The organism is Pseudoalteromonas sp. J2K-J599 (assembly GCF_059295115.2).
The window spans coordinates 175,437-199,911 of the sequence record NZ_CM200272.1; the positions used below are offsets into that span (position 1 = coordinate 175,437).

Genomic DNA, 24,475 nt, shown 5'->3' on the forward strand with positions numbered 1-24,475 from the left:
CAAAAGCGGGTAGGGATTAGTTTTGAGGTGTTTAAGAGGGTTTTAAAAAGAGGCGGCAAATAATACCGCCTCCTTGAATGTTAAATAGCCGATTTTTGTTTTTCTATCCAATCGTTTATTACGTCTTCTAATACTTCCATAGGCAGCGAGCCTTGGCCTATAACGGTGTCGTGAAAGCTGCGAATATCAAACTTAGCACCTAGCTCTTTTTCGGCTTTTGCACGCAGTTCGCGTATTTTTATTTCACCCATTTTGTACGAAAGCGCTTGGCCTGGCCATGATATATAACGATCTATTTGATCCTCCACCGCGCTTTGTGGCAAAGCGGTGTGATCTGCCAAGTAGTCTATTGCCTTTTGGCGGCTCCAACCAAATGCATGAATACCGGTATCAACCACTAAGCGCACTGCACGCCACATTTCATAGCCTAAGCGACCAAAGTCGCTGTAAGGGTTTTGATAAAAGCCGGCTTCTTTACCTAAACGTTCGGTGTAAAGTGCCCAGCCTTCGCCAAATGCTGAGTGGCTAAGTGTGCGTCTAAACTCAGGTACGTCTAACTCCATTGCAATGGCGTTTTGTAAATGATGCCCTGGTATTGCTTCGTGTAGGCTTAGTGCTTCTAAGTTATACAAAGGCTGTAGCTTAGGCGTTGAGGCTAAAAAGTAAGTACCTGGGGAGCGGTTATCGGCCGGTGGCATATAAAACGCGCCACGACTTGCTGAACCTTTAATAGTAAAGGTATTACGCGGTAAATGGCCAAAGTAAGTGGGGAGTTTGCCATACATTTTTTGCGTGATAAAAGCGGTTTTTTCTAGCAAGTCTTGCGAATCTTTCGCGTAAAATTGCTCATCGGTTGCTAAAAATTCTAAAAACTCACTATAGGTGCCATCAAAGCCTACTTCATCAATAATGTTTTGCATTTGCGCTTTAATACGCGCGACTTCTTTAAGGCCAAGCTCATGAATTTGCTTTGGTGTGGCATTGGTTGTGGTGTAGTAATTAACGGTGTATTTGTAGTAATCAAGCCCACCTTTAACGCTTGCAATGCCAGGCTGCGCTCTACAATGTGACATATAGTCATTTTTAAAAAAGTCATAAAAATGCTGATAAGCAGGAATTACTTTGTCTTCAATTACAGCTTGGGCTTTTTGTTTTAAGCTTGCTTTTTGCACTGTACTAAAGGTATTAGGTATACGCGTAAAGGGCTCGTAAAGGGCGCTGTTTTCGGGGTTTTTAACTATATGCGCACTAATGCTTTGGCTGTAATTTTCAAAGGTTTTACAATAATGAGTAAATCCTGTTTTTATTCCTTCTTTCATTAAATCAATATTTTGCTGATTAAAGCGCGGGTAGTCGGCAAGGCTTATTAAAAATGCGTTGTAATCATCAGCTGTTAAAAAAGCCATATTAGCTGGTGCTTCAGCAAAATAAGTATGCCAGCCACTTAAAAAATTAACCGGGAAATATTTATCTTGATAAAGGTAGCTTTGCTGCTCGGTTTCTCGCTCATATTTAAATAAGCGGTAGTTCATTAGCTGCTCGTTGTTGAGCGTTTTTGGGTCAATGCTGGCTAAGCTTTTTAGTACGCTGTTGTTATAAGCTTGGCGCTTTGCAATGGCTTGCTCGCTCCAATTTGGCAATGTACCGTTTGGCTTCCAGCCGTCTGGGTCGGTACGAAAAAATATTTTTTCAGCTTTGGCGTTTTGCCAGTGGTTATCAATAATGGTTTTTAAATCACTGTTACTGTCGGCAAGGCTTGGTAGCGATGTAACAGCTAAGCAAATAGCTAAAATACTTTTTTTAAACATATTATTCTCATTTTAGCGCGTTGATTTTTATTAGTTTACGCACATATGTTATTTTTGTTTCTAAGATAATAACAAGTTAATTTAATCAATGCGCTTACTTTTATAACCTGTACTTCTTAGTATAACTTTTTGATTGAACAAATTTCACTGCGTAACTGAGTGGCACACTAGTTTATTGTTTTACCAGCGTTTAGAATGATTAAAACTTATTATAAAAAATGACCGTCATGTTTAATAAAGTAATCGCCTTAATTGATGAAGCAAACAACCAAGACCCTAACAGTGAGCAACTTAATGGGGAGAGTGTTCCTAAAGAGTATTTATACTCACAGCGTATGAGCAACATGCTTAGCCGATTTAAACCCGATGCCGATGAACTCATGCAAATTGCAGTGCGTGCACAGCATATTCAGCGTTGGAAGTCGCCACGTAGTGACTTTGAAATGAATAAACAGGGCTATCATCAGTGGCGCAGTGCACTTTATATATTTCATGCAAGTAGTGTTGTTGCACTCATGCAGCAAGCTGGGTACAGCGATGTTGAGCAAAACCGAGTGTACGATGCAGTCGCTAAAAAGAATATTAAACGTAATCCAGACAGCCAATTAGTAGAAGACGTAGCAAGCCTTGTATTTATTGAGCATTACATGCTTGGATTTGCTAATGCAAAGCCAGATTACAATGAAGAAAAATGGATTGGTATTATTCGCCGTACATTGCAAAAAATGTCAGATGAAGCCCATGAATTTGTACTTGCAGGTAATATCACATTGCCAGAGCCGCTTGTTGGGCTTATTCACAAAGCGCTTGAGTAAAGTAGTGTAAGTTAAGTATTAAAATAAAAGGATTTTAGAATGTTATGCCCACGCACAAATACCTCTCTTGAGCCGTTATTAATTGGCGGGATTACTGTTTTTTCGTCAGCGCAAGGCGGCGTATTTTTTGATAACAGCCAAATTTTTAAGTTTAGCTCGCCACAGTTAAAGCATGGTCAGGTTTTACTTAAGTATTTGAGTAATTATACCGAAGATGAGGGCGATGTCTCATCGCGAGTAAATTGCCCTAAATGCCCAAGTATAGTAATGATGCGCCGGTATTTTTCGCCGCTCAAAGTGGTTGAGATAGACGAATGCCCTGGTTGTGCAGGAATATGGCTTGATAGTGGCGAGCTGGCAAAAATACACGAAAACCATTTAACCCCCCGAGAGCGAAAGCTGTTAGCCCACGAAATGGCAACCAATCATGGGTTTATAACTATTAAATCGCCTGCGTCTAGGTTTATGCCAACTAATAAAAATAAAAGTGCGCATGAAACCACGCTTGAGAACTTGGTGCGCTTAGCTTTACTTGGCTTGTAACTCTTAATAACGTATTAAAACAAAAACGGCGTACTAAAAAGTACGCCGTTTTTTTGTAGTAAATTAACTCTAATGAATTTATTTATTACGGTTTTCTTTTGCAAAGGCACGTATTTTACGTTTTTGCGAAAGCGTTACTTTATTAGTACGCCCTGCAAATGGGTTATCACCTTCTCTGAATTCAATTTTGATTGGGGTGCCCATAATTTTAAGTGCTTTACGGTAATAGTTCATCAGGTAGCGTTTGTAGCTATCTGGTAAATCGTGAACTTGGTTACCATGAATTACAATACGTGGCGGGTTATAACCACCGGCATGCGCATATTTAAGCTTAACACGACGACCACGAACAAGTGGCGGCTGGTGATCGGCCTGTGCCATGTCCATAATACGGCGAAGCATTGCGGTGCTAATACGCTTAGTTGCTGACTCGTACGCTTCATCAACTGATTCAAATAAATGACCAACACCTGTACCGTGAAGTGCAGATATAAAGTGTAAGCGTGCAAAGTCAATAAAGCCTAAACGGCGATCAAGCTCTGTTTTAATACGATCTTTAACGTAGTCGTCAAGGCCATCCCATTTATTAACGGCAATAACCAGTGAACGACCTGAGTTAAGCGCAAAACCTAATAAGCTTAAGTCTTGATCAGAAATACCATCGCGCGCATCCACCACAAGTAAAACCACGTTACAATCTTCGATTGCTTGTAGTGTTTTAATTACCGAGAACTTTTCAACTACGTCACTTACTTTTTTGCGCTTACGAACACCGGCTGTGTCAATTAAGACATACTCTTTGTCGTTACGCGTCATTGGAATATAAATAGAATCGCGCGTTGTACCTGGCATATCATATACAATTACACGATCTTCACCCAATATACGGTTTGTAAGTGTTGACTTACCAACGTTAGGGCGACCAATAATAGCAAGCTTTACAGGTTTGTCTGCAAACGCTTGATGATCGGTATCATCACCTTCGCCTTCTTCGTAAAGGTCGATTAGTTCTTCGTCATCACCTGTTACTTCTTCATCTTGAGCGGCTAGTTCAGCAATAAGCGGCTGAAGTGTTTGTTCAAGTAATAGGGTAATACCACGGCCATGTGCAGCTGCAATGTGATGTATTTCACCTAATGATAATTGGTAAAATTCAGCACAGTTTGAATCTGCATCAATGCCGTCGGTTTTATTGGCAACAACAAAGCACTTTTTCTCTTGTTTACGCAAGTGATTAGCAATGGCTTGATCAGCTACGGTCATACCTACACGAGCATCTACTAAAAACAGAACAATGTCGGCTTCTTCAATGGCTAGCAGAGATTGATCTGCCATTTCGATTTCGATGCCTTCTTCTGAGCCATCAATACCGCCCGTGTCTACCACGATAAATTCATAGCCATCGTAACTAGCTTGGCCATATTTTCTATCTCGTGTTAAACCTGGGAAATCGGCTACGAGTGCATCACGAGTACGTGTTAAACGGTTAAATAATGTGGATTTGCCCACATTGGGTCGCCCAACTAGAGCGATCACGGGAAGCATAAACTACCTCTTTAAAAAACAACAAAAGGCTTCGCAGTGCGAAGCCTTAAAAAAACCATATGACTATTAGTAACTTAGTTTGGTATTTTTACCATACTAACTTCACCATCACGGGTGTATAAAATTAGCTTATCGTCGGCAACAACTGGCTCAACAAAAAAGCCTGAGCTGTCAAAGTCTTCTCGAGATACTAGCTCGCCAGTTTCTTTATTTAGCCAATGTAGGTTACCTTCTTGGTCGCCTAAAGCTAAGTGGCTACCTGCAACTGCAGGGCCTGTTAGGTACCAACCACGTAGAGCGGGTTGGCTCCAACGTTCAATACCTGAATTTTTATCTAATGCGTAAATAACACCATCGCTATCTACTAAATAAATTGTTTGTGCATCCATCGCAATTTCGCGGTAGCTGCTGTACTCACGTTTCCACACTACGTTGCCAGAGCGAATATCTACAGCAGCTAAGTTGCCGTTGTAAGCTATAGCGTAAGCATATGGACCGCTAATAAGTGGTTGAGTGTCTACGTCAACTAGGCGTTCAAATTCTGATGCGCCTTTAGCAACCGCAATTTCTGCGCTCCATGCTGAGTAACCACTGTCTGAAATTAAAACGCTTAGCTTGCCTGTTTCAAGGCCTACTAATACACCACCGTTAGCAACAGTTGGCGAGCTTTGTCCGCGTAATGTTAGTGGTGGAACTTCTTGTTCAAAACTCCAACGCTCTTCGCCCGTATCTGGGTGAAGCGCTAACAATTTACCAGAGCCTAAATTTACAAATATTAAGCCATCGCCTGCTGTCGGCTTAGACAGTGATTCGCCTGGTACATTCTTACGCCAAACTTCTTCACCGGTTTCGCGATCAAGAGCAATAATAAAGCCGTGTTCAGAACCTATATAAATTTTACCATAGGCTTGCAAAATACCACCTGATAATTTTGCATTACCGTTGTCAGCCCATGGCCAAAACGATAAATCTTGGCGTACATCGGTTTCCCACTTGGTATCGCCGTTAGTAAGCGAAAGCGCTTCTACTTGGCCTTCGCGGCTAGCAACATATACAATATCTTTGTAAACAGCTGGTGTTAAACGAGAAAAGTAATGCTCTACGCCATCACCTACAGATTCTTGCCAAACAACGTCAGTTTCAAATTGGTTTACAATTTCAGGAAGTACTAGTTCATCTTCATCATCACTTGATGAACAACCCATCAGTGTTGCCATACATAGGGCAAGGGCTGCTGTTGTAAATTTTTTCATACCTAAAACCTTATGCCGCTGGGCTAGTTACTGCTAGGTCATCTAACTTAATTTGTAATAGTGGGTTACTTGTTAATCCACCCGCATCTATTGCTGCTTGGTATGCAGTACGTGCTTGATCTTTGTTACCTTGCTGTGTGTAGATGTCGCCTTTAAGCTCGGCAACGTTTGCATTGAATGCTTCAGGTAATGGTGCATTTAATGTAGTTAATGCATCGACATATTTAGTTTGTGCAATTTGAATTCGCGCTAAACGTGTAATCGCAATTGCTTTTAATTCTGTATTTTCAGTGTTAGACACTATCCAGCTTAGCTTTTCGCTTGCTACGTCTAATTTTTTAGCTTCTACAGCGTCTTTTGCAGCAACAAATGCAGCAAGTGTTGCGTAGTTTGTATCTTTATTTTCGCTAATAAACGCATCAGCTGAAGATAATACATCATCACTTTCAACAAGCGCTGTATATGAATCTGATGCTTTTTCAGCGGTAGTAATTTGGTTTTGGTTATATGTTTTCCAGCCATATAAGCCACCAAGGCCAACAAGTATGCCTAGCGCAAGTGAAATGCCGTTTTCACGGAAAAAGCGTTTAATGGCTTCTGCTTGTTGTTCTTCTGTTGAATAAATATCCATTCTTACCTCTAATGTTCGCTTAGCCGTTAATAAGCTCAGCTAATAGCGCTTTAGCTTGTTCTAATTCTAATGTGACTTGTTCTTTACGCTCGCGTAAATACTTGATGGTCACAACGCCTTTTTCTAATTCATCTTCACCAATAATCACTGCAACAAGTGCATCGCTTTTATCAGCACGTTTTAATTGTTTTTTAAAGTTGCCGCCGCCCGCATGCACCATAACGCGTAAACCCGGTACGTCTTTACGTAGTTGCGCTGCAATTGCAGGAGCTTGAATGCTTGCTTTGTCGCCCATTGCTGCTAAATATACATCAGCATTACGACGAATGTCACCTACACACTCAAGCGCTTGTAGTAATAACACTAAGCGCTCTAGACCCATTGCAAAACCAACTGCTGGCGTTGCTTTGCCGCCAAGTTGCTCAACTAAGCCGTCGTAACGACCACCAGCACATACAGTGCCTTGTGCGCCTAAACTATCGGTTACCCATTCAAATACGGTACGGTTGTAGTAGTCTAAACCACGTACTAACTTTTCATTAACCGTATATGAGACGCCAGCAGCGTCTAAACGTTCACATAAATTTTCAAAATGTTCTTTTGATTCAGCGTCTAAGTTTTCAGACAATTTAGGCGCATCAGTTAAAATTGCTTGTACGTCTGGGTTTTTGCTATCAAGTACGCGTAATGGGTTTGAATACATACGACGTTTTGAGTCTTCATCAAGTACATCAATGTGTTGCTCAAGGTAGGCTACTAACGCATCACGGTAATCTGCACGCGCTTCGTTAGACCCTAAAGAATTTAGCTCTAAACGAACGTGCTCTGTAATACCAAAGGCTTCCCATAGTTGCGCTGTTAATAAAATAACTTCTGCGTCTATGTCGGCTGTGGCAATACCAAATGTTTCTAAACCAAATTGGTGAAACTGACGGTAACGACCTTTTTGCGGACGCTCGTGACGAAACATTGGACCCATGTACCAAAGGCGTTGTTCTTGGTTATATAGTAAGCCATTTTGGTTGCCAGCACGTACGCATACTGCGGTGCCTTCTGGGCGAAGTGTTAATAAGTCGCCATTGCGATCGGCAAAGGTGTACATTTCTTTTTCTACTATATCGGTAACTTCACCAATAGAGCGTTTAAATAAGTCGGTTGATTCTACAATAGGAAAACGAATTTCTTGATAACCGAACGATGCTACTGTCTCGCGTAAAATGCTTTCTACTTTCTGCCAAACTTGTGTATCGCCCGGCAGACAATCGTTCATACCGCGAACTGCCTGAATTTGTTTTGCCACTGATAAATCCTAAATGCTGTTTATGTGTAATAAAAAATGCTTACACAACAAGAATGCTAAAAATTGACCCGCTATTATAGCGTTCTGGTCATAAAGGTAAACGCCAAACACCGCTGTTTGGCGCTTTATACGGTATTTATTCGACTATTTTAATATCGATAGGTGTTTGCTGCTCTTTTTGAGCAATAAAGTCGCGCACGTAGCCTTCGAGCTGGTCAACAATGTTGTTGTTGTCAATACGCGCTTTTTGGCGCTCGCCATTAATGTATAAACCTGAGCGACGGTTTGCACCGGCAAGGCCAATATCACTCACAAGGGCTTCACCCGGGCCGTTTACAACACAGCCAATTACCGAAACCGATACAGGCTCAATAATATCTTCAAGGCGCTCTTCTAGCTGGTTCATGGTGCTTACTACATCAAACTCTTGACGAGAACAGCTTGGGCAGGCAATAAAGTTAATACCGCGCGAACGTATGCGCAGCGATTTTAAAATATCAAAACCTACTTTAATTTCTTGAACAGGGTCAGCTGCAAGCGACACTCGCAGTGTATCGCCAATACCTTCGGCAAGTAGCATACCTAAACCTACGGCTGATTTAACCGAGCCAGATCGCATGCCGCCCGCTTCGGTAATACCTAAATGTAGTGGTTGGTCTATTTCTTTAGCGAGTAAGCGATAGGCGCCTACCGCTAAAAATACGTCTGATGCTTTTACCGATATTTTAAATTGGTCAAAATCAAGGCGGCGTAATATATCTACATGGCGCATTGCTGATTCTAATAAGGCTTCAGGTGTGGGCTCGCCATATTTTTCTTGTAAGTCGCGCTCAAGTGAGCCGCCATTTACACCTATACGAATAGGAATGTTATGCTCGCGAGCCGAATCGACCACAGCTCTTATACGCTCTTCGCTACCTATATTACCTGGGTTTATGCGCAGACAATCTACGCCGTACTTTGCCACTTTTAAGGCTATACGGTAATCAAAGTGAATATCGGCTACTAGCGGAATAGTCACTTGTTCTTTAATACTTTTAAACGCTTCAGCTGCGTCCATAGTCGGTACTGATACACGCACTATGTCGGCACCTGCATCTTGTATTGCCTGAATTTGTGCAACGGTTGCATCAACATCCATGGTGTCGGTGTTGGTCATTGATTGCACAGCAATAGGGGCGCCGTCACCAATAGGGACGTTACCTACATTGATACGGGTGGATTTTCTGCGTTTAATTGGGGATTCTGAAAACATAGCGACTACTCTGCTAGTGGTAATGTAAATTTGGCTAAACGGTTTTTAGGAAATGCAGAAACATCTACAGGTTCGCCGTTTAAAGTAATGTCTACAGCGTCATGCTTACCAAGCACAACTGAAAAAGGAGGCGTTCCGCTTACGGTCATAATGTAGCCTGCTTTTTTAACGCCGAATGCTATTTTTTCGCCTTCGCCATCGTAAATTTCAACCCAACTTTCGCCGTTAAAGTTCATAACAATTGTACTGCTAGCATCTTCTTGGCTTTCGTTGTTAGAAGTAATAGGAGCCGTTTCTGTAACGGCTTCTGGGCTTGTTGATGTTTCAAGCGTATCTTTTGATTCTAATAGTAATTCGTCGTTAATTTCGGCTTGTTGCTGTTGCTGTAAAATACTGGGTTGAGCTGCTTGTCGTTCACTCATTATTGAGTTGGCAACGTTTATTTTACTGGTTTGCTCTTCAATGGGGGTGGCGTTTTGCCAAAACCATAAAGCAGATGAGCCAATAACAATCGCTAAAATTAAATAACTAAAAAACATTAAACGGCTGTCGCTTGCTTCTTTTTCTGTTCGGCGCGAAAAGCTTTGCATATTAGCGGGCTTGGTCGGCTCTGGTGGGGCCGGCATCATTGCTAATATAGGTGCGCTATCGACTTTTAATTCACGGCAATAATTTTTTATATAGCCTTTAACAAAAGTGATAGGGCCTAGTAACGCAAATTCATCATTTTCAAGGCGTTTAATTTGAAGTTCAGACAGCTTTAACGGTGCAGCAATAGTTGCGATGCTAACGTTTGCTTGCTCTCTATGATTTTTTAGTATTTGGCCTACAGTTGGCTGTTCGCTCTGTGTTTGCGTATTTTCTTCATTCATAATGTGTATGAGTCTGGATCCACTAGTAAAAGTCTGTGCCCTGGTTTTAATGCTATATCAGGACTTAATTTATTCCATCGCATTAATTCATCAATTAATACATGCCGCTGGGTAGCTATATCGTAAAGGGAATCACCAGCTTTAATTTCGTAATAAATATTAGGATCGTTTAGGTATATTTTACTTCCATTCATTACCCGATCCGACTCTTTTAAACCATTCCATTGCAGGAGTTTTTGTAGTTTAACATTGTATCGCACCGAAATGCTAAATAGGTTTTCGCCAACAGCAATTACATGAAATGGCACGCGTAAAGGCGATACTTTAGGATTAAGCATTGGAAGCTCAGTTTTTTGCACTGCTTCGTAGCTTTTAAATTCAATATCAGCATTATTTTGATAGTTGCTGTTTTCAAAAACGGTTGTATTTTTAGTCGCTTCGTAGAATACCACGTCACTACTGTTTTTTTGATTCGTAACTGCAGGTGCAGAATTACTGTAGTTACTAGTTTGCTGCGAATTAAACTGGCCTGTTTTAGGTGCGCCAAACGAGATTATTGTTACCTCGTCATCGGCTTTATCCGGTTGTTTTGTCGGTATAACTTCTTTTTGAGGTTCTAAAACGGGCTGTGCTTTTTCAGGCGCTGCTACTATAGAATCTGCAGAGTCGTGCTCAGTAGTAAGTGCAAGCATAACAGCCGATGTATCGGTAGGATTGCTTGGCGCGACGACTTTAGGAGCTTCTTCTTTTTGGGTCGTTACTTGTTTTGCTATTACGGTTGCTTCGTCGGCTTGCGTAATGAGCGTATTTGGCAATGCTTGAGCTTGCTTTTCTCTTGCTATAACTGGATTTACATCTTGGTTATTTGCTATTGCGAGCTTTTTATCTGTTTTTTGCTCGTTGTTTGTTACCAAGCTTGTTGACCCGTCCTCTGGCGAACGTTTCTTTCTAATAACTTTTATTTTTGGTTTTGAACTAACGTGCGCGCCGCTTGCGTCATTTTTTAGTTCTTTTAACTGCGCTTTACGGTATTTTTCTCGCAGTATTTCAAACTCATTAAAACGTGTTCTTTTCTCTTTTAACGCATAGGCTTCGTTGCTGGTAGAGTAAGTTTGCAAAATAGTGTTTGAAATTTTTTCAGCTTCTTCAATTCTGCCCATTCGGTTTTTTACAAGATAGTTAAGCATTAATGCGCGAGAAGATACTCGACCCGTACTTTCATAGCGTTTTAAAAGTTCACTGGCTTTGTACAAGTCACTTTTAGCGTAATACAGTGCGGCTAAGCTAATTAATGTAGATGTTCGCTGAGAGCTGTGATTAAGTGCCTGTTGAAAGTAGCTTTCTGCATTTTCAAAATCATCAAATTCAATAGCACACAAGGCTAAATTTTCGTAGCTTTCGGCAACACGAATATAACTTGGTACTTCAATAGCTTTTAAAAATTGATCAGTTGCACGATCGTATTCATCAATACCACATAAAAACACACCGTAGTTATTGAGGGTGTTAGGATCGTCTGGCTTGATTTCAAGTGCTTTTTGGTAGGCTTTATCAGCTAGCGGATTTTCGCCCACTTGTTGGTAGTAATAAGCAAGAGAGTAATGTACTTCAGGTAAGTCAGGAGCAAATGCTGCTGCACGTTCTAAATTGTATTTGGCTTGAGAATTATTACCCGTTTTTAAATACTGTAGGGCTAAAGCAATTCGTGTTCGTGCTGCGCCAGTATTATTAACTTTATTTTCGACGACGGGTTTATTACTGCCGTTATAACTACTTTCGCTCACACAGCCACTTAGGGCAAGTGTTGATAGTGTTATAGCAAGTATAGATCGCATTACCTTATCTCTTTATTTTTAGTCCATGTCGCCTATCTTACCTAAAAGCTTTACTCTTGCATCATTTATTTAAAAATAAACAACTTAACAGCCTTATATGGCTTATTCATATAAGGCTGTTACAGATTATGCTTGGTGGATATTAACGGCAATCGCGTTATCGTCACGGATTTTCTTTTTAGCTAAGCGTTTAGTACGGTCAACTACGTCACCGACTAATTGACCGCAAGCGGCGTCAATATCATCACCGCGAGTACGGCGCACAATACAGGTTACACCTGCAGCTTGTAGTACTTTTGAAAAGCGGTCGATACGGCTATTACTTGAGCGTGTGTACTCGTTACCCGGGAACGGGTTAAACGGAATAAGGTTTACCTTAGACGGTGTGCCTTTTAACGTTTGTACTAATGCATGCGCTTGGTCAGTGCTGTCGTTAATGCCATTAAGCATAACGTATTCAACAGTTACGTCTTTATTAGCTTTTGAACCGTCGATATAACGACGACATGCCGCTAAAAACTCTTCAATAGGGTACTTTTTATTAACAGGCACTAAAATGTCACGCAATGCGTTATCTGGTGCATGAAGAGATATAGCCAGTGCTACGTCAATTTTTTCTTTTAGTAAATCAAGAGCAGGTACAACGCCTGACGTACTTAATGTTACGCGGCGCTTAGATAAACCAAAGCCCCAATCGTCCATCATTAGTTCCATTGCTGGCACTACGTTTTTAAGATTAAGTAAAGGCTCGCCCATACCCATCATCACAACATTAGTCACTGGGCGCTTTTCGCTATGACCATCAAGGCCTATATCTTTAGCTACACGCCAAACTTGGCCAATAATTTCAGATACTTTTAAGTTACGGTTAAAGCCTTGTTGAGCAGTAGAACAAAAAGTACATTCAAGTGCACAACCCACTTGTGATGATACACATAACGTAGCGCGCTCTTTTTCAGGGATCCAAACGGCTTCTACTTCTTGGCCGCCTTCAAGAATAAGCGCGTACTTAATAGTGCCGTCGCTTGCTTGTTGGCGAACTGTTATTTCTGGCGCTACAATTTCGCACTCAGCTTTAAGCTTTTCTTTAAGCTTTTTATTTACGTTAGTCATTTCGTCGAAGTTATCTACGCCAAAATGATAAATCCATTTCATCACCTGGTCACTACGAAACGGCTTTTCACCGAACGATGCAAATAGCTCGCGCATTGCATCTCGGTTTAAATCTAATAAGTTAATCTTTTTTTGCTCGGTCATGAAACAACCTCAATCGGTGACGGTGGAGATAAAAATTTACGAGGACGAATTGTACACAATTCACTCACTTTAATCATTAAGTAAAATATCAAAAAATGCACTTATGGATACTTTGCGTAATGACTAAAAAAGGGCCCGAAAGCCCTTTTCATTTTGTTAACGAATTCGAATTAACGAGTACGTGAACAAAGCTCTTCGTCAGCGAAGAAGTACGCGATTTCGCGAGCAGCAGATTCAACAGCATCAGAACCGTGAACAGCGTTTTCGTCGATGCTATCAGCGTAGTCTGCACGTAAAGTGCCAGCTAGTGCTTCAGCAGGGTTAGTAGCACCCATGATTTCACGGTTTTTAAGAACAGCGTTTTCGCCTTCAAGAACTGTAACCATTACTGGACCAGATGTCATGAAAGATACTAAAGCGCCAAAGAAAGGACGTTCGCTATGTTCTGCGTAGAAACCTTCAGCTTTCTCTTGTGAAAGGTGAACCATTTTAGCTGCAACGATTTTAAGGCCAGCAGTTTCGAAACGGTTGTAGATAGCGCCAATGTGGTTTTTAGCAACTGCATCAGGTTTTACGATTGAGAAAGTACGCTCTAAAGCCATCTTTATGCTCCAATAATTTTAAGTAAAAGTGTGAATATTAACGGGCGCGAATTATACGCGTTTTAAGTGAAAAATCCTAATTTTATTAAAAACCAGTTTGATTGCTGTTTTATGATCTCGATCAAATTTAAATTATTAGCCATATTTATACTGCTGCGCTTGTGTTTATGTATTTTTCAATAACACCAATTTCACTGGATTAATGCTTAATTTTTCAATCAAATTGGTAAAACTCATGCAACTGGTTTAAACCCAGTTCGATGTATGGAGCGCACATGTTACCCGTTATTTCTTCAATGCCTTTTATTCCTGAATTATTATGCCCCGCAGGCAGTTTAAAAAACATGCGCTACGCGTTTGCTTATGGCGCAGATGCGGTTTATGCGGGGCAGCCTCGTTATAGTTTGCGTGTGCGTAATAATGAGTTTGACCTAGAGGCCCTGCAAATAGGCATTAGTGAGGCGCATGCGCAAAATAAAAAGTTTTATGTGGTGTCTAATATTGCGCCGCATAATGCTAAAGTTAAATCGTATTTACGTGATATAGAGCCAGTTATTGCGATGAAGCCCGATGCGCTGATTATGTCAGACCCTGGTTTAATTATGCTTGTTCGTGAAAAATGGCCTTCGATGCCAATCCACTTATCAGTACAGGCGAATGCGGTCAATTACGCGAGTGTACAATTTTGGGCAAAGCAGGGGATTGAACGGGTTATTTTATCACGGGAGCTGTCGCTCGAAGAAATAACCGAAATACGCACACTCTGCCCAGACACCGAACTTGAAGTATTTGTACATGGTGCACTGTGTATGGCGTATTCGGGGCGTTGTTTGCTCTCTGGTTACATAAATAAGCGCGATCCAAATCAAGGCACATGTACTAATGCATGTCGCTGGGATTACGATGTAAAACCTGGTGTTGAGAACGAAACTGGCGAAATGGTACATAAAATTGACCCCAAACAGGTGATTCCTACATTGGGTGAAGGCGCGCCAAGCAACGATGTATTTATTCTAGAGGAACAAGGTCGCCCTGGTGAGTATATGCCTGCGTTTGAGGATGAACACGGCACGTATATTATGAATTCCAAAGATTTACGCGCTGTGCAATACGTAGAGCAGTTAACAAAAATGGGGGTACATAGTTTAAAAATAGAAGGGCGTACTAAGTCATTTTATTATGTGGCGCGCACTGCACAAGTTTATCGTAAAGCAATAGATGATGCCGCTGTGGGTAAACCATTTGATACTAGCTTATTTAAAACATTAGAAAACTTGGCGCATCGTGGTTATACCGAAGGCTTTTTAAAACGCCATGCCCACCAAGATTATCAAAACTATGAATACGGTCACTCTGTATCAACTAAGCAGCAATTTGTGGGTGAAGTACTTGGGCGCTGCGAAAATGGATTAGTTGAAATAGACGTTAAAAATAAATTTTGTACTGGTCACTCTTTAGAGCTTATGACACCACAAGGCAACATTACTTTTACGCTTGAATATATGGAAAACAAAAGAGGCGAAAGTATTCGCGATGCTAAAGGCTCTGGTCACATTGTAAAAATCCCGCTAGATGAGAGCATTAACTTAGATCACGCTATTTTAATGCGTAATCTTGATGCGCACCAAGATACACGTAATCCGTTCAAAAAGGTCAGTTAGGATCCACTCTAATAACTGCTCAAAGCTATTTTATTAAATAGAGTGACGCTGAGCAGTTATATCTTCATCTGCTATTTTTTAGATACCATTTATGGAATTTATCTTATCATTAATGCTTATTTATAAAATTTTAAAAGCGAATATAATGGATATTCGTACTTAACACGTGTTGTTAAATCGCTCCTCACTGTTACCCCATTACTTTTTAAAGGAATCATTTTTGTATGTGGATAATTTTTGCATTACTCGCAACCGTTTTTTTTGGTGCTCGAGGAGTGTTGTATCAATGGACGTCGCAGAAAAAGATTAACCGTAACTTACTATTATTCGCTGTATTTTTTGTAGGATTTGTTATTAGTGCGCTAAGTACAGTGGTATTTGAACATACATGGTATGGCTGGGCAGACATTACGGTTGGGCTAGCGTTAGGTTTTGGCTCTTTTGCTGCTAATGGATTGTTGCATAAGGGGTTTTCGGTTGGTAAAGCGTCTTTAATTAGTATTTTATCGGGATTAACGCCTCTGTTTGTCCTTTTATTTGCTTTTTTATTGTGGCAGGAGACCTTAACAACAATTCAATTAATTGGCTTTTTCATTATTTTTGGTGGCCTTTATATCATTCGTTATTCAAGCGATATTTCGTTGAACAACCTACAAGGTGCGCAATGGGGATTACTCGCTGCACTTGCCTTTGCATTTAATGATTTAATGGGTAAGCAATCAACACTTCTTGAGGCCGATACGTTTGCAACGCTAACGTCTATGTTTGGTTTTGGTAGTTTTCTTTTTGCTGTTAGTTGGTTAGTAAAGCGTAAAAAAATGCTAGCAGAGCAAGGCACTTCTCAAGGGTATTGGTCTGCGAGTAAAACATTTTCATGCGGGTTACTGATTGGATTAACAAACGTGGCAGGTATGGTGGCAATAATATCGGCTTTTGCAATTGGTAATACAGGGCTCGTTTCGGCAATTTCAGGGATGAACATTTTAATTATTTTATTGTACTCACGCATCATCCTAAAAGAGTCTTTTACACGCCAAGAAGTGATAGGATTAGCAACAGCATTTTTAGGTGTAATTGTACTTAGGCTTAGTTTTTAAACGTTTAAAGCTTTCTTTGTAAAAGCATACATTGCTACTTTTCGTTGAAGTGTTGCAATGTATGCTCTATTAATAGTCGTACCCGATAAGGTACTTGTTTTCTGTCGCGATAAAGCATAGAAAATGGCTGCCCTTCACTTTGCCAGTCAGGAAGAATACGTTTAAGCTTTCCGGCTTCAATAAGAGGCAATGCTATATAATCAGGAATGTAGCTAATGCCCACACCAGACTCAACGGCTTGTTTCATCATTTGAATTTCATCAACTTCTAATCGGACATGCGTGTTTGGATTAAAGCTGTATTCTTCGCTCGTTTGCTGATTTTTTAACTGCCACGGAACTAACCCAACGCACGTAATTTTTGGGTGTTCTTCTAATTGCTCCGGATGAGTGATGGGATGATGAGCATAATTTTGGTGAGCACACAGCAGGTTATGAGTAAGCTTAAGTTCTCTAATAACCCAATTATCGATGGCTGGGTTTCTCACTCTAAACGCTGTATCAATTCCTTCTTTTTCAATATCAATAAGGTTATTGGAAAAGCGTAAATCTAATTGAATATCGGGATATTGCAGTAAAAATTCACAAAAAATAGCACTTAAAAAGTGTTTACCCATGTAAATGGGTGCAGAGATCCTAATTTTCCCTTTAGGTTGGTCTTTCTCATCATAAAGTGCTTGCTCAATACACTCTACTTCGTCAAATAACTTACGATAGCGGTCGTAATATAATTCGCCAGTATGCGTAAGTGTTACCCGATGAGCATCTCGATTTAGTAACGTTAATTGCAGAGCTTGCTCTAATAAACGTATTCTACGGCTTAAAGTTGATAGTGACATACCAAGGTTTATGGATGCTTTTTTAAAGCTACCTAGTTTTACTATGGTGCAAAAGTAACGTAAATCATCAAGAGAATAACTAGCTGCCATTAGAACTACTTTATTATTTAGGAGATAGACAATATTAACAGCGGCACTTTAAAATTTCATTAGAGATTAAAAGTAGAGAAGACCGAGGTTTTTATTGATAAAGATCAACAAAGAAAAAGTTAATAAAATGCATAATTTAACGCTGTTAATCATATTATTTAAAATACAGCAGTGAATGCTCTATTTTTTCATTGCTTGTTTTATATGGACTTTAATGAACGAGGCTTATAAGTGGCTCTACTCATAAATAGTAAATGCATTAACTGCGATATGTGTGACCCAGAATGCCCTAATGAGGCTATTTATATGGGCGCTAAAATATACCAAATAGATGCTAGTAAATGTACTGAGTGTGTAGGGCATTATGATAAACCTACTTGCGTAAGTGTTTGCCCTATTGACTGCATAAAGCCCGATCCGAATAAGCGTGAAACCTTGGACGAACTAGCAGAAAAATTTGTGCGGTTAACCTGAAAATAGCTGGTCAGGTATTTTGCTAAGCCGCTTTTAATTTAAGCTAAAAACACTACTCACATTACTTATTTAGGTTGTAGCTAAGGTCCTCTACCATGCATTTTTAGTTTCTATCAAATCTTATTACCTTCATTAATTATCAACTATATTGTGTTACCTTAAGGCTTTATAAACTCAAGTATTAATCTAGGTTTTAGATTGCATTCTATAGGAGTCTATTTTGGATATAGGTATTAACGCTATTCAGGCTGTATCTTCAAAACAAGCCATATTTATTAATGATGAGTGCCGAGTATTTGTAATTGGCGATCTTGATGGTGATTTACCGGCCTTAAAAAACGCACTTAATAACGTAAATTTTGACCCTGAAAGAGATACTTTGTTTTGCCTTGGCGATTTTGTTGATCGCGGGGATAAAACATATGACTTATTTACATACTTACAAGCCATTAGGGCATGTATGATATTAGGTAATCATGAGCATTTAATGTTGGAATCATTATTAAGTAATGATAAAGCGGCTTTTAATTTATGGACTGATAATGGTGGTAATTGGCACAAGTCGGTATCAAGTGAAAAGCTCAGTGTCATGTGCGATGAGTTACTAACTAAACCGCTTTCAATAGTACTTGAGTATCGTGGTTATATAATAGGGTTGTCTCATACATTTGCACAATCGTGGGATTGGGAGAATTACCCTGATGATAAATCGCTAATCGTGCAATCTTTATTGTGGGATCGCGAAGTAGTTAAACAAAATAAGGTAGTTAAAAGTCATGGAGTCGACTTTTCAATACATGGACATAACTCAACTAAAGCGCCTTTTTGGGTTGGTAATAGTTATCATATAGATACAAATTATTATGGTGGAAAGCCTACACTCTTAGAGCTTTCAGAGGTTATTGCTACGCTTGATTAACCAAGCGCTATTTAGCAATTGTTACTTCTTTCAAATATCATCCGGCAGTTTTGCTTTTTAAAGTATAAACTGCTGACTACCACATCTAATTATCCCCTTCGTATTTTTGTATACACTTTATGATGATTTATGCACCGTAATTATTTTATTAAGCTATTAAATTCAACAAAGCCTCTCTTAGCTTGTTAATTAAGAGTGGTTTTGATGTGTGGGTTGGATTTTAAGTTTCATTCAATAGGTATTAATACAGTTATATGAAACGTTTATTTAGTTTTAATATTGATGATTAACAAACGGTTAAGTTTGGCTGTGTAGAATTGGGAACAATTTTTTGCCATTTCGTAAATAATTTACGTAAAAGGACTAACTTCTCGCTTTAGGTTTTATATAAGCAGATTTAAATGGAACAGCCTCTCACATGATAGTAGCAAGCATATACCCTTTCCCTTTTTCAACGTTTTGTAAGTCGTCACTTTATGTATCAATTTTTTCTGCTTTGGGTTCTACGTGTGCTGTTGCAGCGCAAGAAAACTCGCAGCACGCAAAAGATATGGAAGTAATAGAAGTACGTGGTATCCGTTCAAGTATGGCCGAAAACTTAGATGTAAAACGAATGTCTGGCTCAGTAGTTGATGCCATTACCGCGGAAGACATTGGAAAGTTCCCTGATAAAAACGTTGCAGACTCACTTCAGCGTGTACCCGGTGTGGTAATTGAGCGTGATGGCGGGGAAGGTTCATCTGTCAGTATTCGTGGTTTATCGTCAGAACTTACCTTTACACAGCTTAATGGTAATTTTATAGCATCTTCTCCGGGGGAGCCTTCGCGTTCGTTTGATTATGCTTTGTTACCGTCTTCAATGATTGAAAGCGTCGAGGTTTATAAATCGCCAGAGGCACGCTTTGATGAAGGTGGGGTTGGTGGCACTGTATTAATGCACAGCCGAAAACCTTTAAATATGGATGCAAACTCGGGTGTCTTTAATATCGAGAGTACTTACGCTGATGTTACAAAAGAGTACGAACCGCAGTTTACGGGTTTATATTCATGGAAAAACGACAACGAAAACTTTGGTGTATTAGTTGGCTATACCTATCAGGAACGGACAAACAGAACGCTTTCGGGCGGTACTAATGCTAATGTATGGCGCTATACTGGCACTGGGCAAGCAACAGATATACATGGTAATACAGTTGATAACAATAACGGTTGGGATACTATTAATGATGCAAACGGCAACAGTTACGATGGCGTTTGGTTTCCGCAAGTTGTTCGAGGTTCTGTTCTTAACGAAAAACGTGAGCGCGAAGGGATTCAATTTAGTTCACAGTGGCGACCAACAAATCGTTTAGAGCTTGGCTTTAATTATTTTGGTTTTACACTTGGGCAAGACAGAACAGAATCTGTGATTGATATACCAGAGTGGTCTTTAAATCCTGATTTTTTGACGGATGTAAATCTTGATGAGTCGGGCACTATTGTTACTGCTATGCAATACGATGCAATGGCAAGTGGTGTCGAAAATGATATGCAATTTCCGTGGATGCGTGGCAGCTACGTACGCGAGGAATCTACCTCCGATACCTTTGATTTTAATTTAACCTATGAAGGTGATAATTTTAAAGCGCGCTTTGTAATTGGTAATACACAATCAGAGGGCGGCCCAGAAGAAAGCTGGGAAGCGGCGTATAAAAGTTCTAACGCGGGCGAAAACGCAGCCACTATTCAAAACGCAGCTCAAACGGCTGGCTGGTCACTCAATCAAAATAATGTGTCACTTAATATCGACCCTAATACATTAGTTAATTTACAAAATGGAGTTGGAGGCGGTCGTGATGCGGGCTCTTCAAACTCAAGCTTTGTACGCAGTGAGCTAGAAGAAGATTACTACCAAGCTGATGTGGAATTTTATGTTGATTGGGGCTTTTTAAAAACAATTAAAACCGGTGCTAAATACCGCAATTCAACTCTTCACCGTGAAACCGGCAACACCTTCTTTTTAGATCCAAATTTTGATATTGCTGCAGGGGAAGCAAGTGAGCAAGGTATTACCCGTTTTGATAGCTACCAGTGGAATGGTGGAATGCCATTAGCTCAAAATGTATTTACTAGTGAGAATAATATTGCAGGTGGTTTTGATATAAACCAAATGCCAAGTATCGACTGGAATAAATACCGCGATATGGTCACTGCTAGTTATGTACCTTATACGCGCATTGAAGATAATTTTGTTTACGATATAGAAGAGAAAATATCGGCTTTTTATATACAAGGTGATTTTGAATTTAGTGAAGTCAGAGGTAATTTGGGTGTGCGTGTTGTGCAAACAAAAACACTTACTTCATCTACTGACTTATATACCTACCAATTAGATCACACAAATGATGAAACAGGTGAGCCAGTAACAGGTGACGCTCGTTTTGTAGAAGACTATCAATTAGTCATTCAGCAAAACAAAGACACTCAAGTTTTGCCAAGCTTTAATATAGCGTGGGATGCAACCGACGATTTAGTTATTCGTGGGGCAATAGCTAAAGTAATATCTCGTCCTGACTATAGTGATTTAGGTGCGCAGCAGCGTATTACATTTGTATCAGATGAATGGGCAGATGATAGAGCTGCATTTAATGAACAGCTAGGTTTTAGCGGCAGTGGCGGTAATAAAAACTTGAAGCCATTTGAATCAATTCAAGCCGATTTATCTATTGAGTATTATTACGGCGAAGGTTCTGCTGTTGGATTGGCGCTTTTTCATAAAAAAGTAGATAACTTTGTCGTGCCACTGGTGATCGACGTAGAGCAAAACTTTGCTGGTAAAAATAATATAGTGGATGCAGGGACTATTAATATAGCCCCTTACAGCACTGTAGGTAATGGCACCGATGCAGTATCAAAAGGCGCGGAAGTATTTATTCAGCATGCCTTTGATAGTGGTTTTGGCTTTTACGCAAATTACACTTATAACAAAACCAATAAAGCAGATGTAACAATTAATGGTGAAGAATTTGGTCAGTCGGCTTTAATAGGTAGTGCAAAGTATCAGTACAACACCTCTGTTTATTATGAAGGAGGTTATTTTAATGTACGTGCTTCTTATAATAAGCGCGGCGAAACAGTACTCGGTTTAAATAGCGGATTAAATGTATACCAAGACCCTTACGAACAAATCGATGTAAATGCATCTGTAAATTTATACGACGGGCTTAGCCTTACCGCAGCGGTTATTAATTTAACTAAATCTGAATCAGTAACGCGTTTAGGAAATGACACCGATGCGCGATTACTCAATACTAGCTACTCAGGTCGTCGTTTTTACGCGGGCTTTAACTATAGCTTTTAGATAATTGACTTAATAGCTGGTCTGTAGACAGTATTTTTTGATAGCGCAGGCCATAACAAACACTTTAATAGGCGTTAAATGTTAATAAAGTGCTAGTTATGTTGTGTTTTTAATGCGTTTAGCTCAAATTCTCAGCGAACAGTGCTTTATTTAAAGTTTTGTCAATAAAACGCTTGCGTAAAAATCTGTTCTCCCTATAATGCGACCCCACTGAGATGGCAGACCGCAACGCATAGCGAGGCATGAGCTACTTAGTGAGTCGAGTAAAACTTAGTGTTGATAAATTCAAGTTTAACAAAATTAAGTGTTGACAAAAAAATAGGAAAGCGTAACATGCGCAGCCCTAGCGAGATAAAGTTTAACTCTATCATCGCAACGTTCTTTAACAATATAAAGCAATCATCTGTGTGGGCACTCGTACAGATTGAGTTCTAACAGCCAACCTACTTAGGTAGCGAGGCAAACAAATTAGAGTCTCAATTGAAACTGAGTGACCATATGTTATTAAAAGATTCAGCCTTGAGCTGTTTTGATTTCACTTTTTTAAAAGTGAAAATAATAACGCACAGTCAATTCGTTTTTGGCAACAAAAACAAAAATTCAGAATTCATTGAGCTGTCGAAAGACATAAAACTTTTTAATTGAAGAGTTTGATCATGGCTCAGATTGAACGCTGGCGGCAGGCCTAACACATGCAAGTCGAGCGGTAACAGAAAGTAGCTTGCTACTTTGCTGACGAGCGGCGGACGGGTGAGTAATGCTTGGGAACATGCCTTGAGGTGGGGGACAACAGTTGGAAACGACTGCTAATACCGCATAATGTCTACGGACCAAAGGGGGCTTCGGCTCTCGCCTTTAGATTGGCCCAAGTGGGATTAGCTAGTTGGTGAGGTAATGGCTCACCAAGGCGACGATCCCTAGCTGGTTTGAGAGGATGATCAGCCACACTGGGACTGAGACACGGCCCAGACTCCTACGGGAGGCAGCAGTGGGGAATATTGCACAATGGGCGCAAGCCTGATGCAGCCATGCCGCGTGTGTGAAGAAGGCCTTCGGGTTGTAAAGCACTTTCAGTCAGGAGGAAAGGTTAGTAGTTAATACCTGCTAGCTGTGACGTTACTGACAGAAGAAGCACCGGCTAACTCCGTGCCAGCAGCCGCGGTAATACGGAGGGTGCGAGCGTTAATCGGAATTACTGGGCGTAAAGCGTACGCAGGCGGTTTGTTAAGCGAGATGTGAAAGCCCCGGGCTCAACCTGGGAACTGCATTTCGAACTGGCAAACTAGAGTGTGATAGAGGGTGGTAGAATTTCAGGTGTAGCGGTGAAATGCGTAGAGATCTGAAGGAATACCGATGGCGAAGGCAGCCACCTGGGTCAACACTGACGCTCATGTACGAAAGCGTGGGGAGCAAACGGGATTAGATACCCCGGTAGTCCACGCCGTAAACGATGTCTACTAGAAGCTCGGAGCCTCGGTTCTGTTTTTCAAAGCTAACGCATTAAGTAGACCGCCTGGGGAGTACGGCCGCAAGGTTAAAACTCAAATGAATTGACGGGGGCCCGCACAAGCGGTGGAGCATGTGGTTTAATTCGATGCAACGCGAAGAACCTTACCTACACTTGACATACAGAGAACTTACCAGAGATGGTTTGGTGCCTTCGGGAACTCTGCTACAGGTGCTGCATGGCTGTCGTCAGCTCGTGTTGTGAGATGTTGGGTTAAGTCCCGCAACGAGCGCAACCCCTATCCTTAGTTGCTAGCAGGTAATGCTGAGAACTCTAAGGAGACTGCCGGTGATAAACCGGAGGAAGGTGGGGACGACGTCAAGTCATCATGGCCCTTACGTGTAGGGCTACACACGTGCTACAATGGCGCATACAGAGTGCTGCGAACTCGCGAGAGTAAGCGAATCACTTAAAGTGCGTCGTAGTCCGGATTGGAGTCTGCAACTCGACTCCATGAAGTCGGAATCGCTAGTAATCGCGTATCAGAATGACGCGGTGAATACGTTCCCGGGCCTTGTACACACCGCCCGTCACACCATGGGAGTGGGTTGCTCCAGAAGTAGATAGTCTAACCCTCGGGAGGACGTTTACCACGGAGTGATTCATGACTGGGGTGAAGTCGTAACAAGGTAGCCCTAGGGGAACCTGGGGCTGGATCACCTCCTTATACGATTTAGAACTTATTTGTTCGTAGTGTCCACACAGATGATTGTTAATTAGTGCTTGTCCTTCGGGATAACTAATTAATATGCTCTTTAAAAATTTGGAAAAGCTGATAATAAAATTCTGATGAATAACATTGTTATTTATCAAGAGTTTTCAAAAGTAAAAAA

Annotated in this window: 18 protein-coding genes and 1 rRNA gene; 8 read left to right on the top strand and 11 right to left on the bottom strand. The window is 40.6% G+C overall.

Going from position 1 to position 24,475, the window contains the following annotated elements; translation table 11 throughout:
• Positions 1 to 80: 80 nt before the first annotated feature.
• Positions 81 to 1,808 carry a DUF885 domain-containing protein gene (locus tag AC5NT5_RS17605; protein ID WP_494513662.1) on the bottom strand — a complete coding sequence of 576 codons (1,728 nt, stop codon included), beginning with the start codon at positions 1,806 to 1,808 and terminating at the stop codon, positions 81 to 83.
• Positions 1,809 to 2,035: 227 nt separating this feature from the next.
• On the opposite strand from AC5NT5_RS17605, the gene AC5NT5_RS17610 reads away from it, so the two are divergent.
• Both AC5NT5_RS17610 and AC5NT5_RS17615 read left to right on the top strand, forming a co-directional pair.
• On the top strand, positions 2,036 to 2,623 hold the full coding sequence (locus tag AC5NT5_RS17610) for a DUF4202 domain-containing protein (RefSeq protein ID WP_494513663.1): 588 nt from the start codon (positions 2,036 to 2,038) through the stop codon (positions 2,621 to 2,623).
• 39 nt (positions 2,624 to 2,662) lie between these two features.
• The gene (locus AC5NT5_RS17615) at positions 2,663 to 3,166 is read left to right on the top strand and encodes a TFIIB-type zinc ribbon-containing protein (RefSeq protein ID WP_494513664.1); all 504 of its coding nucleotides are present in this window, start codon (positions 2,663 to 2,665) and stop codon (positions 3,164 to 3,166) included.
• 78 nt (positions 3,167 to 3,244) lie between these two features.
• On the opposite strand, the gene der is transcribed toward AC5NT5_RS17615, so the two are convergent.
• The 9 genes from der to ndk all read right to left on the bottom strand — a co-directional run bounded on the left by der (position 3,245) and on the right by ndk (position 13,716).
• Positions 3,245 to 4,711 (bottom strand): ribosome biogenesis GTPase Der, encoded by a 1,467-nt coding sequence (der, locus tag AC5NT5_RS17620; RefSeq protein ID WP_024597862.1) that lies wholly within the window; start codon positions 4,709 to 4,711, stop codon positions 3,245 to 3,247.
• Between the two features lie 74 nt (positions 4,712 to 4,785).
• Positions 4,786 to 5,964 (bottom strand): outer membrane protein assembly factor BamB, encoded by a 1,179-nt coding sequence (bamB, locus tag AC5NT5_RS17625; protein ID WP_494513665.1) that lies wholly within the window; start codon positions 5,962 to 5,964, stop codon positions 4,786 to 4,788.
• Positions 5,965 to 5,974: 10 nt separating this feature from the next.
• Positions 5,975 to 6,595 carry a YfgM family protein gene (locus AC5NT5_RS17630; RefSeq protein ID WP_494513666.1) on the bottom strand — a complete coding sequence of 207 codons (621 nt, stop codon included), beginning with the start codon at positions 6,593 to 6,595 and terminating at the stop codon, positions 5,975 to 5,977.
• A gap of 19 nt (positions 6,596 to 6,614) precedes the next feature.
• On the bottom strand, positions 6,615 to 7,895 hold the full coding sequence (gene hisS, locus AC5NT5_RS17635; RefSeq protein ID WP_494513667.1) for a histidine--tRNA ligase: 1,281 nt from the start codon (positions 7,893 to 7,895) through the stop codon (positions 6,615 to 6,617).
• 136 nt (positions 7,896 to 8,031) lie between these two features.
• On the bottom strand, positions 8,032 to 9,150 hold the full coding sequence (gene ispG, locus AC5NT5_RS17640) for a flavodoxin-dependent (E)-4-hydroxy-3-methylbut-2-enyl-diphosphate synthase (RefSeq protein ID WP_002961295.1): 1,119 nt from the start codon (positions 9,148 to 9,150) through the stop codon (positions 8,032 to 8,034).
• 5 nt (positions 9,151 to 9,155) lie between these two features.
• Positions 9,156 to 10,022 (bottom strand): RodZ domain-containing protein, encoded by an 867-nt coding sequence (locus AC5NT5_RS17645; protein ID WP_494513668.1) that lies wholly within the window; start codon positions 10,020 to 10,022, stop codon positions 9,156 to 9,158.
• Positions 10,019 to 11,857: a type IV pilus biogenesis/stability protein PilW gene (gene pilW / locus AC5NT5_RS17650; protein WP_494513669.1), complete on the bottom strand. Its 1,839-nt coding sequence runs from the start codon at positions 11,855 to 11,857 to the stop codon at positions 10,019 to 10,021. Before pilW ends, AC5NT5_RS17645 begins: the two co-directional genes overlap by 4 nt.
• A gap of 126 nt (positions 11,858 to 11,983) precedes the next feature.
• Entirely contained in the window at positions 11,984 to 13,114 is a 1,131-nt protein-coding gene (rlmN, locus tag AC5NT5_RS17655; protein ID WP_002961289.1) for a dual-specificity RNA methyltransferase RlmN, read from the bottom strand.
• Positions 13,115 to 13,284: 170 nt separating this feature from the next.
• Positions 13,285 to 13,716 (bottom strand): nucleoside-diphosphate kinase, encoded by a 432-nt coding sequence (gene ndk / locus AC5NT5_RS17660; protein ID WP_002961288.1) that lies wholly within the window; start codon positions 13,714 to 13,716, stop codon positions 13,285 to 13,287.
• Positions 13,717 to 13,991: 275 nt separating this feature from the next.
• Here ndk and trhP point away from each other — a divergent pair, with 275 nt between their 5' ends.
• Positions 13,992 to 15,377, top strand: coding sequence for a prephenate-dependent tRNA uridine(34) hydroxylase TrhP (trhP, locus tag AC5NT5_RS17665; protein ID WP_494513670.1), 1,386 nt, complete (start codon positions 13,992 to 13,994; stop codon positions 15,375 to 15,377).
• A gap of 224 nt (positions 15,378 to 15,601) precedes the next feature.
• Positions 15,602 to 16,474, top strand: a complete 873-nt coding sequence (locus AC5NT5_RS17670; RefSeq protein ID WP_494513671.1) for an EamA family transporter — start codon at positions 15,602 to 15,604, stop codon at positions 16,472 to 16,474.
• A 34-nt stretch (positions 16,475 to 16,508) separates the two neighbouring features.
• On the opposite strand, the gene AC5NT5_RS17675 is transcribed toward AC5NT5_RS17670, so the two are convergent.
• On the bottom strand, positions 16,509 to 17,402 hold the full coding sequence (locus AC5NT5_RS17675; RefSeq protein WP_494513672.1) for a LysR family transcriptional regulator: 894 nt from the start codon (positions 17,400 to 17,402) through the stop codon (positions 16,509 to 16,511).
• Positions 17,403 to 17,633: 231 nt separating this feature from the next.
• Between AC5NT5_RS17675 and AC5NT5_RS17680 the strand changes: the two genes are divergently transcribed.
• The 4 genes from AC5NT5_RS17680 (at position 17,634) to AC5NT5_RS17695 (ending at position 24,309) form a co-directional block, all read left to right on the top strand.
• The gene (locus tag AC5NT5_RS17680; protein WP_182673023.1) at positions 17,634 to 17,876 is read left to right on the top strand and encodes a YfhL family 4Fe-4S dicluster ferredoxin; all 243 of its coding nucleotides are present in this window, start codon (positions 17,634 to 17,636) and stop codon (positions 17,874 to 17,876) included.
• Positions 17,877 to 18,096: 220 nt separating this feature from the next.
• The gene (locus AC5NT5_RS17685) at positions 18,097 to 18,795 is read left to right on the top strand and encodes a metallophosphoesterase (RefSeq protein WP_182673024.1); all 699 of its coding nucleotides are present in this window, start codon (positions 18,097 to 18,099) and stop codon (positions 18,793 to 18,795) included.
• A 418-nt stretch (positions 18,796 to 19,213) separates the two neighbouring features.
• Positions 19,214 to 22,135 (top strand): TonB-dependent receptor, encoded by a 2,922-nt coding sequence (locus tag AC5NT5_RS17690; protein ID WP_494513673.1) that lies wholly within the window; start codon positions 19,214 to 19,216, stop codon positions 22,133 to 22,135.
• 638 nt (positions 22,136 to 22,773) lie between these two features.
• A 16S ribosomal RNA gene (locus tag AC5NT5_RS17695) occupies positions 22,774 to 24,309 on the top strand.
• Positions 24,310 to 24,475: the final 166 nt, after the last annotated feature.

Excerpts from the sequence above, each read along its gene's own strand:
- AC5NT5_RS17605 (WP_494513662.1), bottom strand. The coding sequence starts at position 1,808 with ATGTTTAAAAAAAGTATTTTAGCTATTTGCTTAGCTGTTACATCGCTA.
- AC5NT5_RS17610 (WP_494513663.1), top strand. The coding sequence starts at position 2,036 with ATGTTTAATAAAGTAATCGCCTTAATTGATGAAGCAAACAACCAAGAC.
- AC5NT5_RS17615 (WP_494513664.1), top strand. The coding sequence starts at position 2,663 with ATGTTATGCCCACGCACAAATACCTCTCTTGAGCCGTTATTAATTGGC.
- der (WP_024597862.1), bottom strand. The coding sequence starts at position 4,711 with ATGCTTCCCGTGATCGCTCTAGTTGGGCGACCCAATGTGGGCAAATCC.
- bamB (WP_494513665.1), bottom strand. The coding sequence starts at position 5,964 with ATGAAAAAATTTACAACAGCAGCCCTTGCCCTATGTATGGCAACACTG.
- AC5NT5_RS17630 (WP_494513666.1), bottom strand. The coding sequence starts at position 6,595 with ATGGATATTTATTCAACAGAAGAACAACAAGCAGAAGCCATTAAACGC.
- ispG (WP_002961295.1), bottom strand. The coding sequence starts at position 9,150 with ATGTTTTCAGAATCCCCAATTAAACGCAGAAAATCCACCCGTATCAAT.
- AC5NT5_RS17645 (WP_494513668.1), bottom strand. The coding sequence starts at position 10,022 with ATGAATGAAGAAAATACGCAAACACAGAGCGAACAGCCAACTGTAGGC.
- pilW (WP_494513669.1), bottom strand. The coding sequence starts at position 11,857 with ATGCGATCTATACTTGCTATAACACTATCAACACTTGCCCTAAGTGGC.
- rlmN (WP_002961289.1), bottom strand. The coding sequence starts at position 13,114 with ATGACCGAGCAAAAAAAGATTAACTTATTAGATTTAAACCGAGATGCA.
- ndk (WP_002961288.1), bottom strand. The coding sequence starts at position 13,716 with ATGGCTTTAGAGCGTACTTTCTCAATCGTAAAACCTGATGCAGTTGCT.
- trhP (WP_494513670.1), top strand. The coding sequence starts at position 13,992 with ATGTTACCCGTTATTTCTTCAATGCCTTTTATTCCTGAATTATTATGC.
- AC5NT5_RS17670 (WP_494513671.1), top strand. The coding sequence starts at position 15,602 with ATGTGGATAATTTTTGCATTACTCGCAACCGTTTTTTTTGGTGCTCGA.
- AC5NT5_RS17675 (WP_494513672.1), bottom strand. The coding sequence starts at position 17,402 with ATGGCAGCTAGTTATTCTCTTGATGATTTACGTTACTTTTGCACCATA.
- AC5NT5_RS17690 (WP_494513673.1), top strand. The coding sequence starts at position 19,214 with ATGATAGTAGCAAGCATATACCCTTTCCCTTTTTCAACGTTTTGTAAG.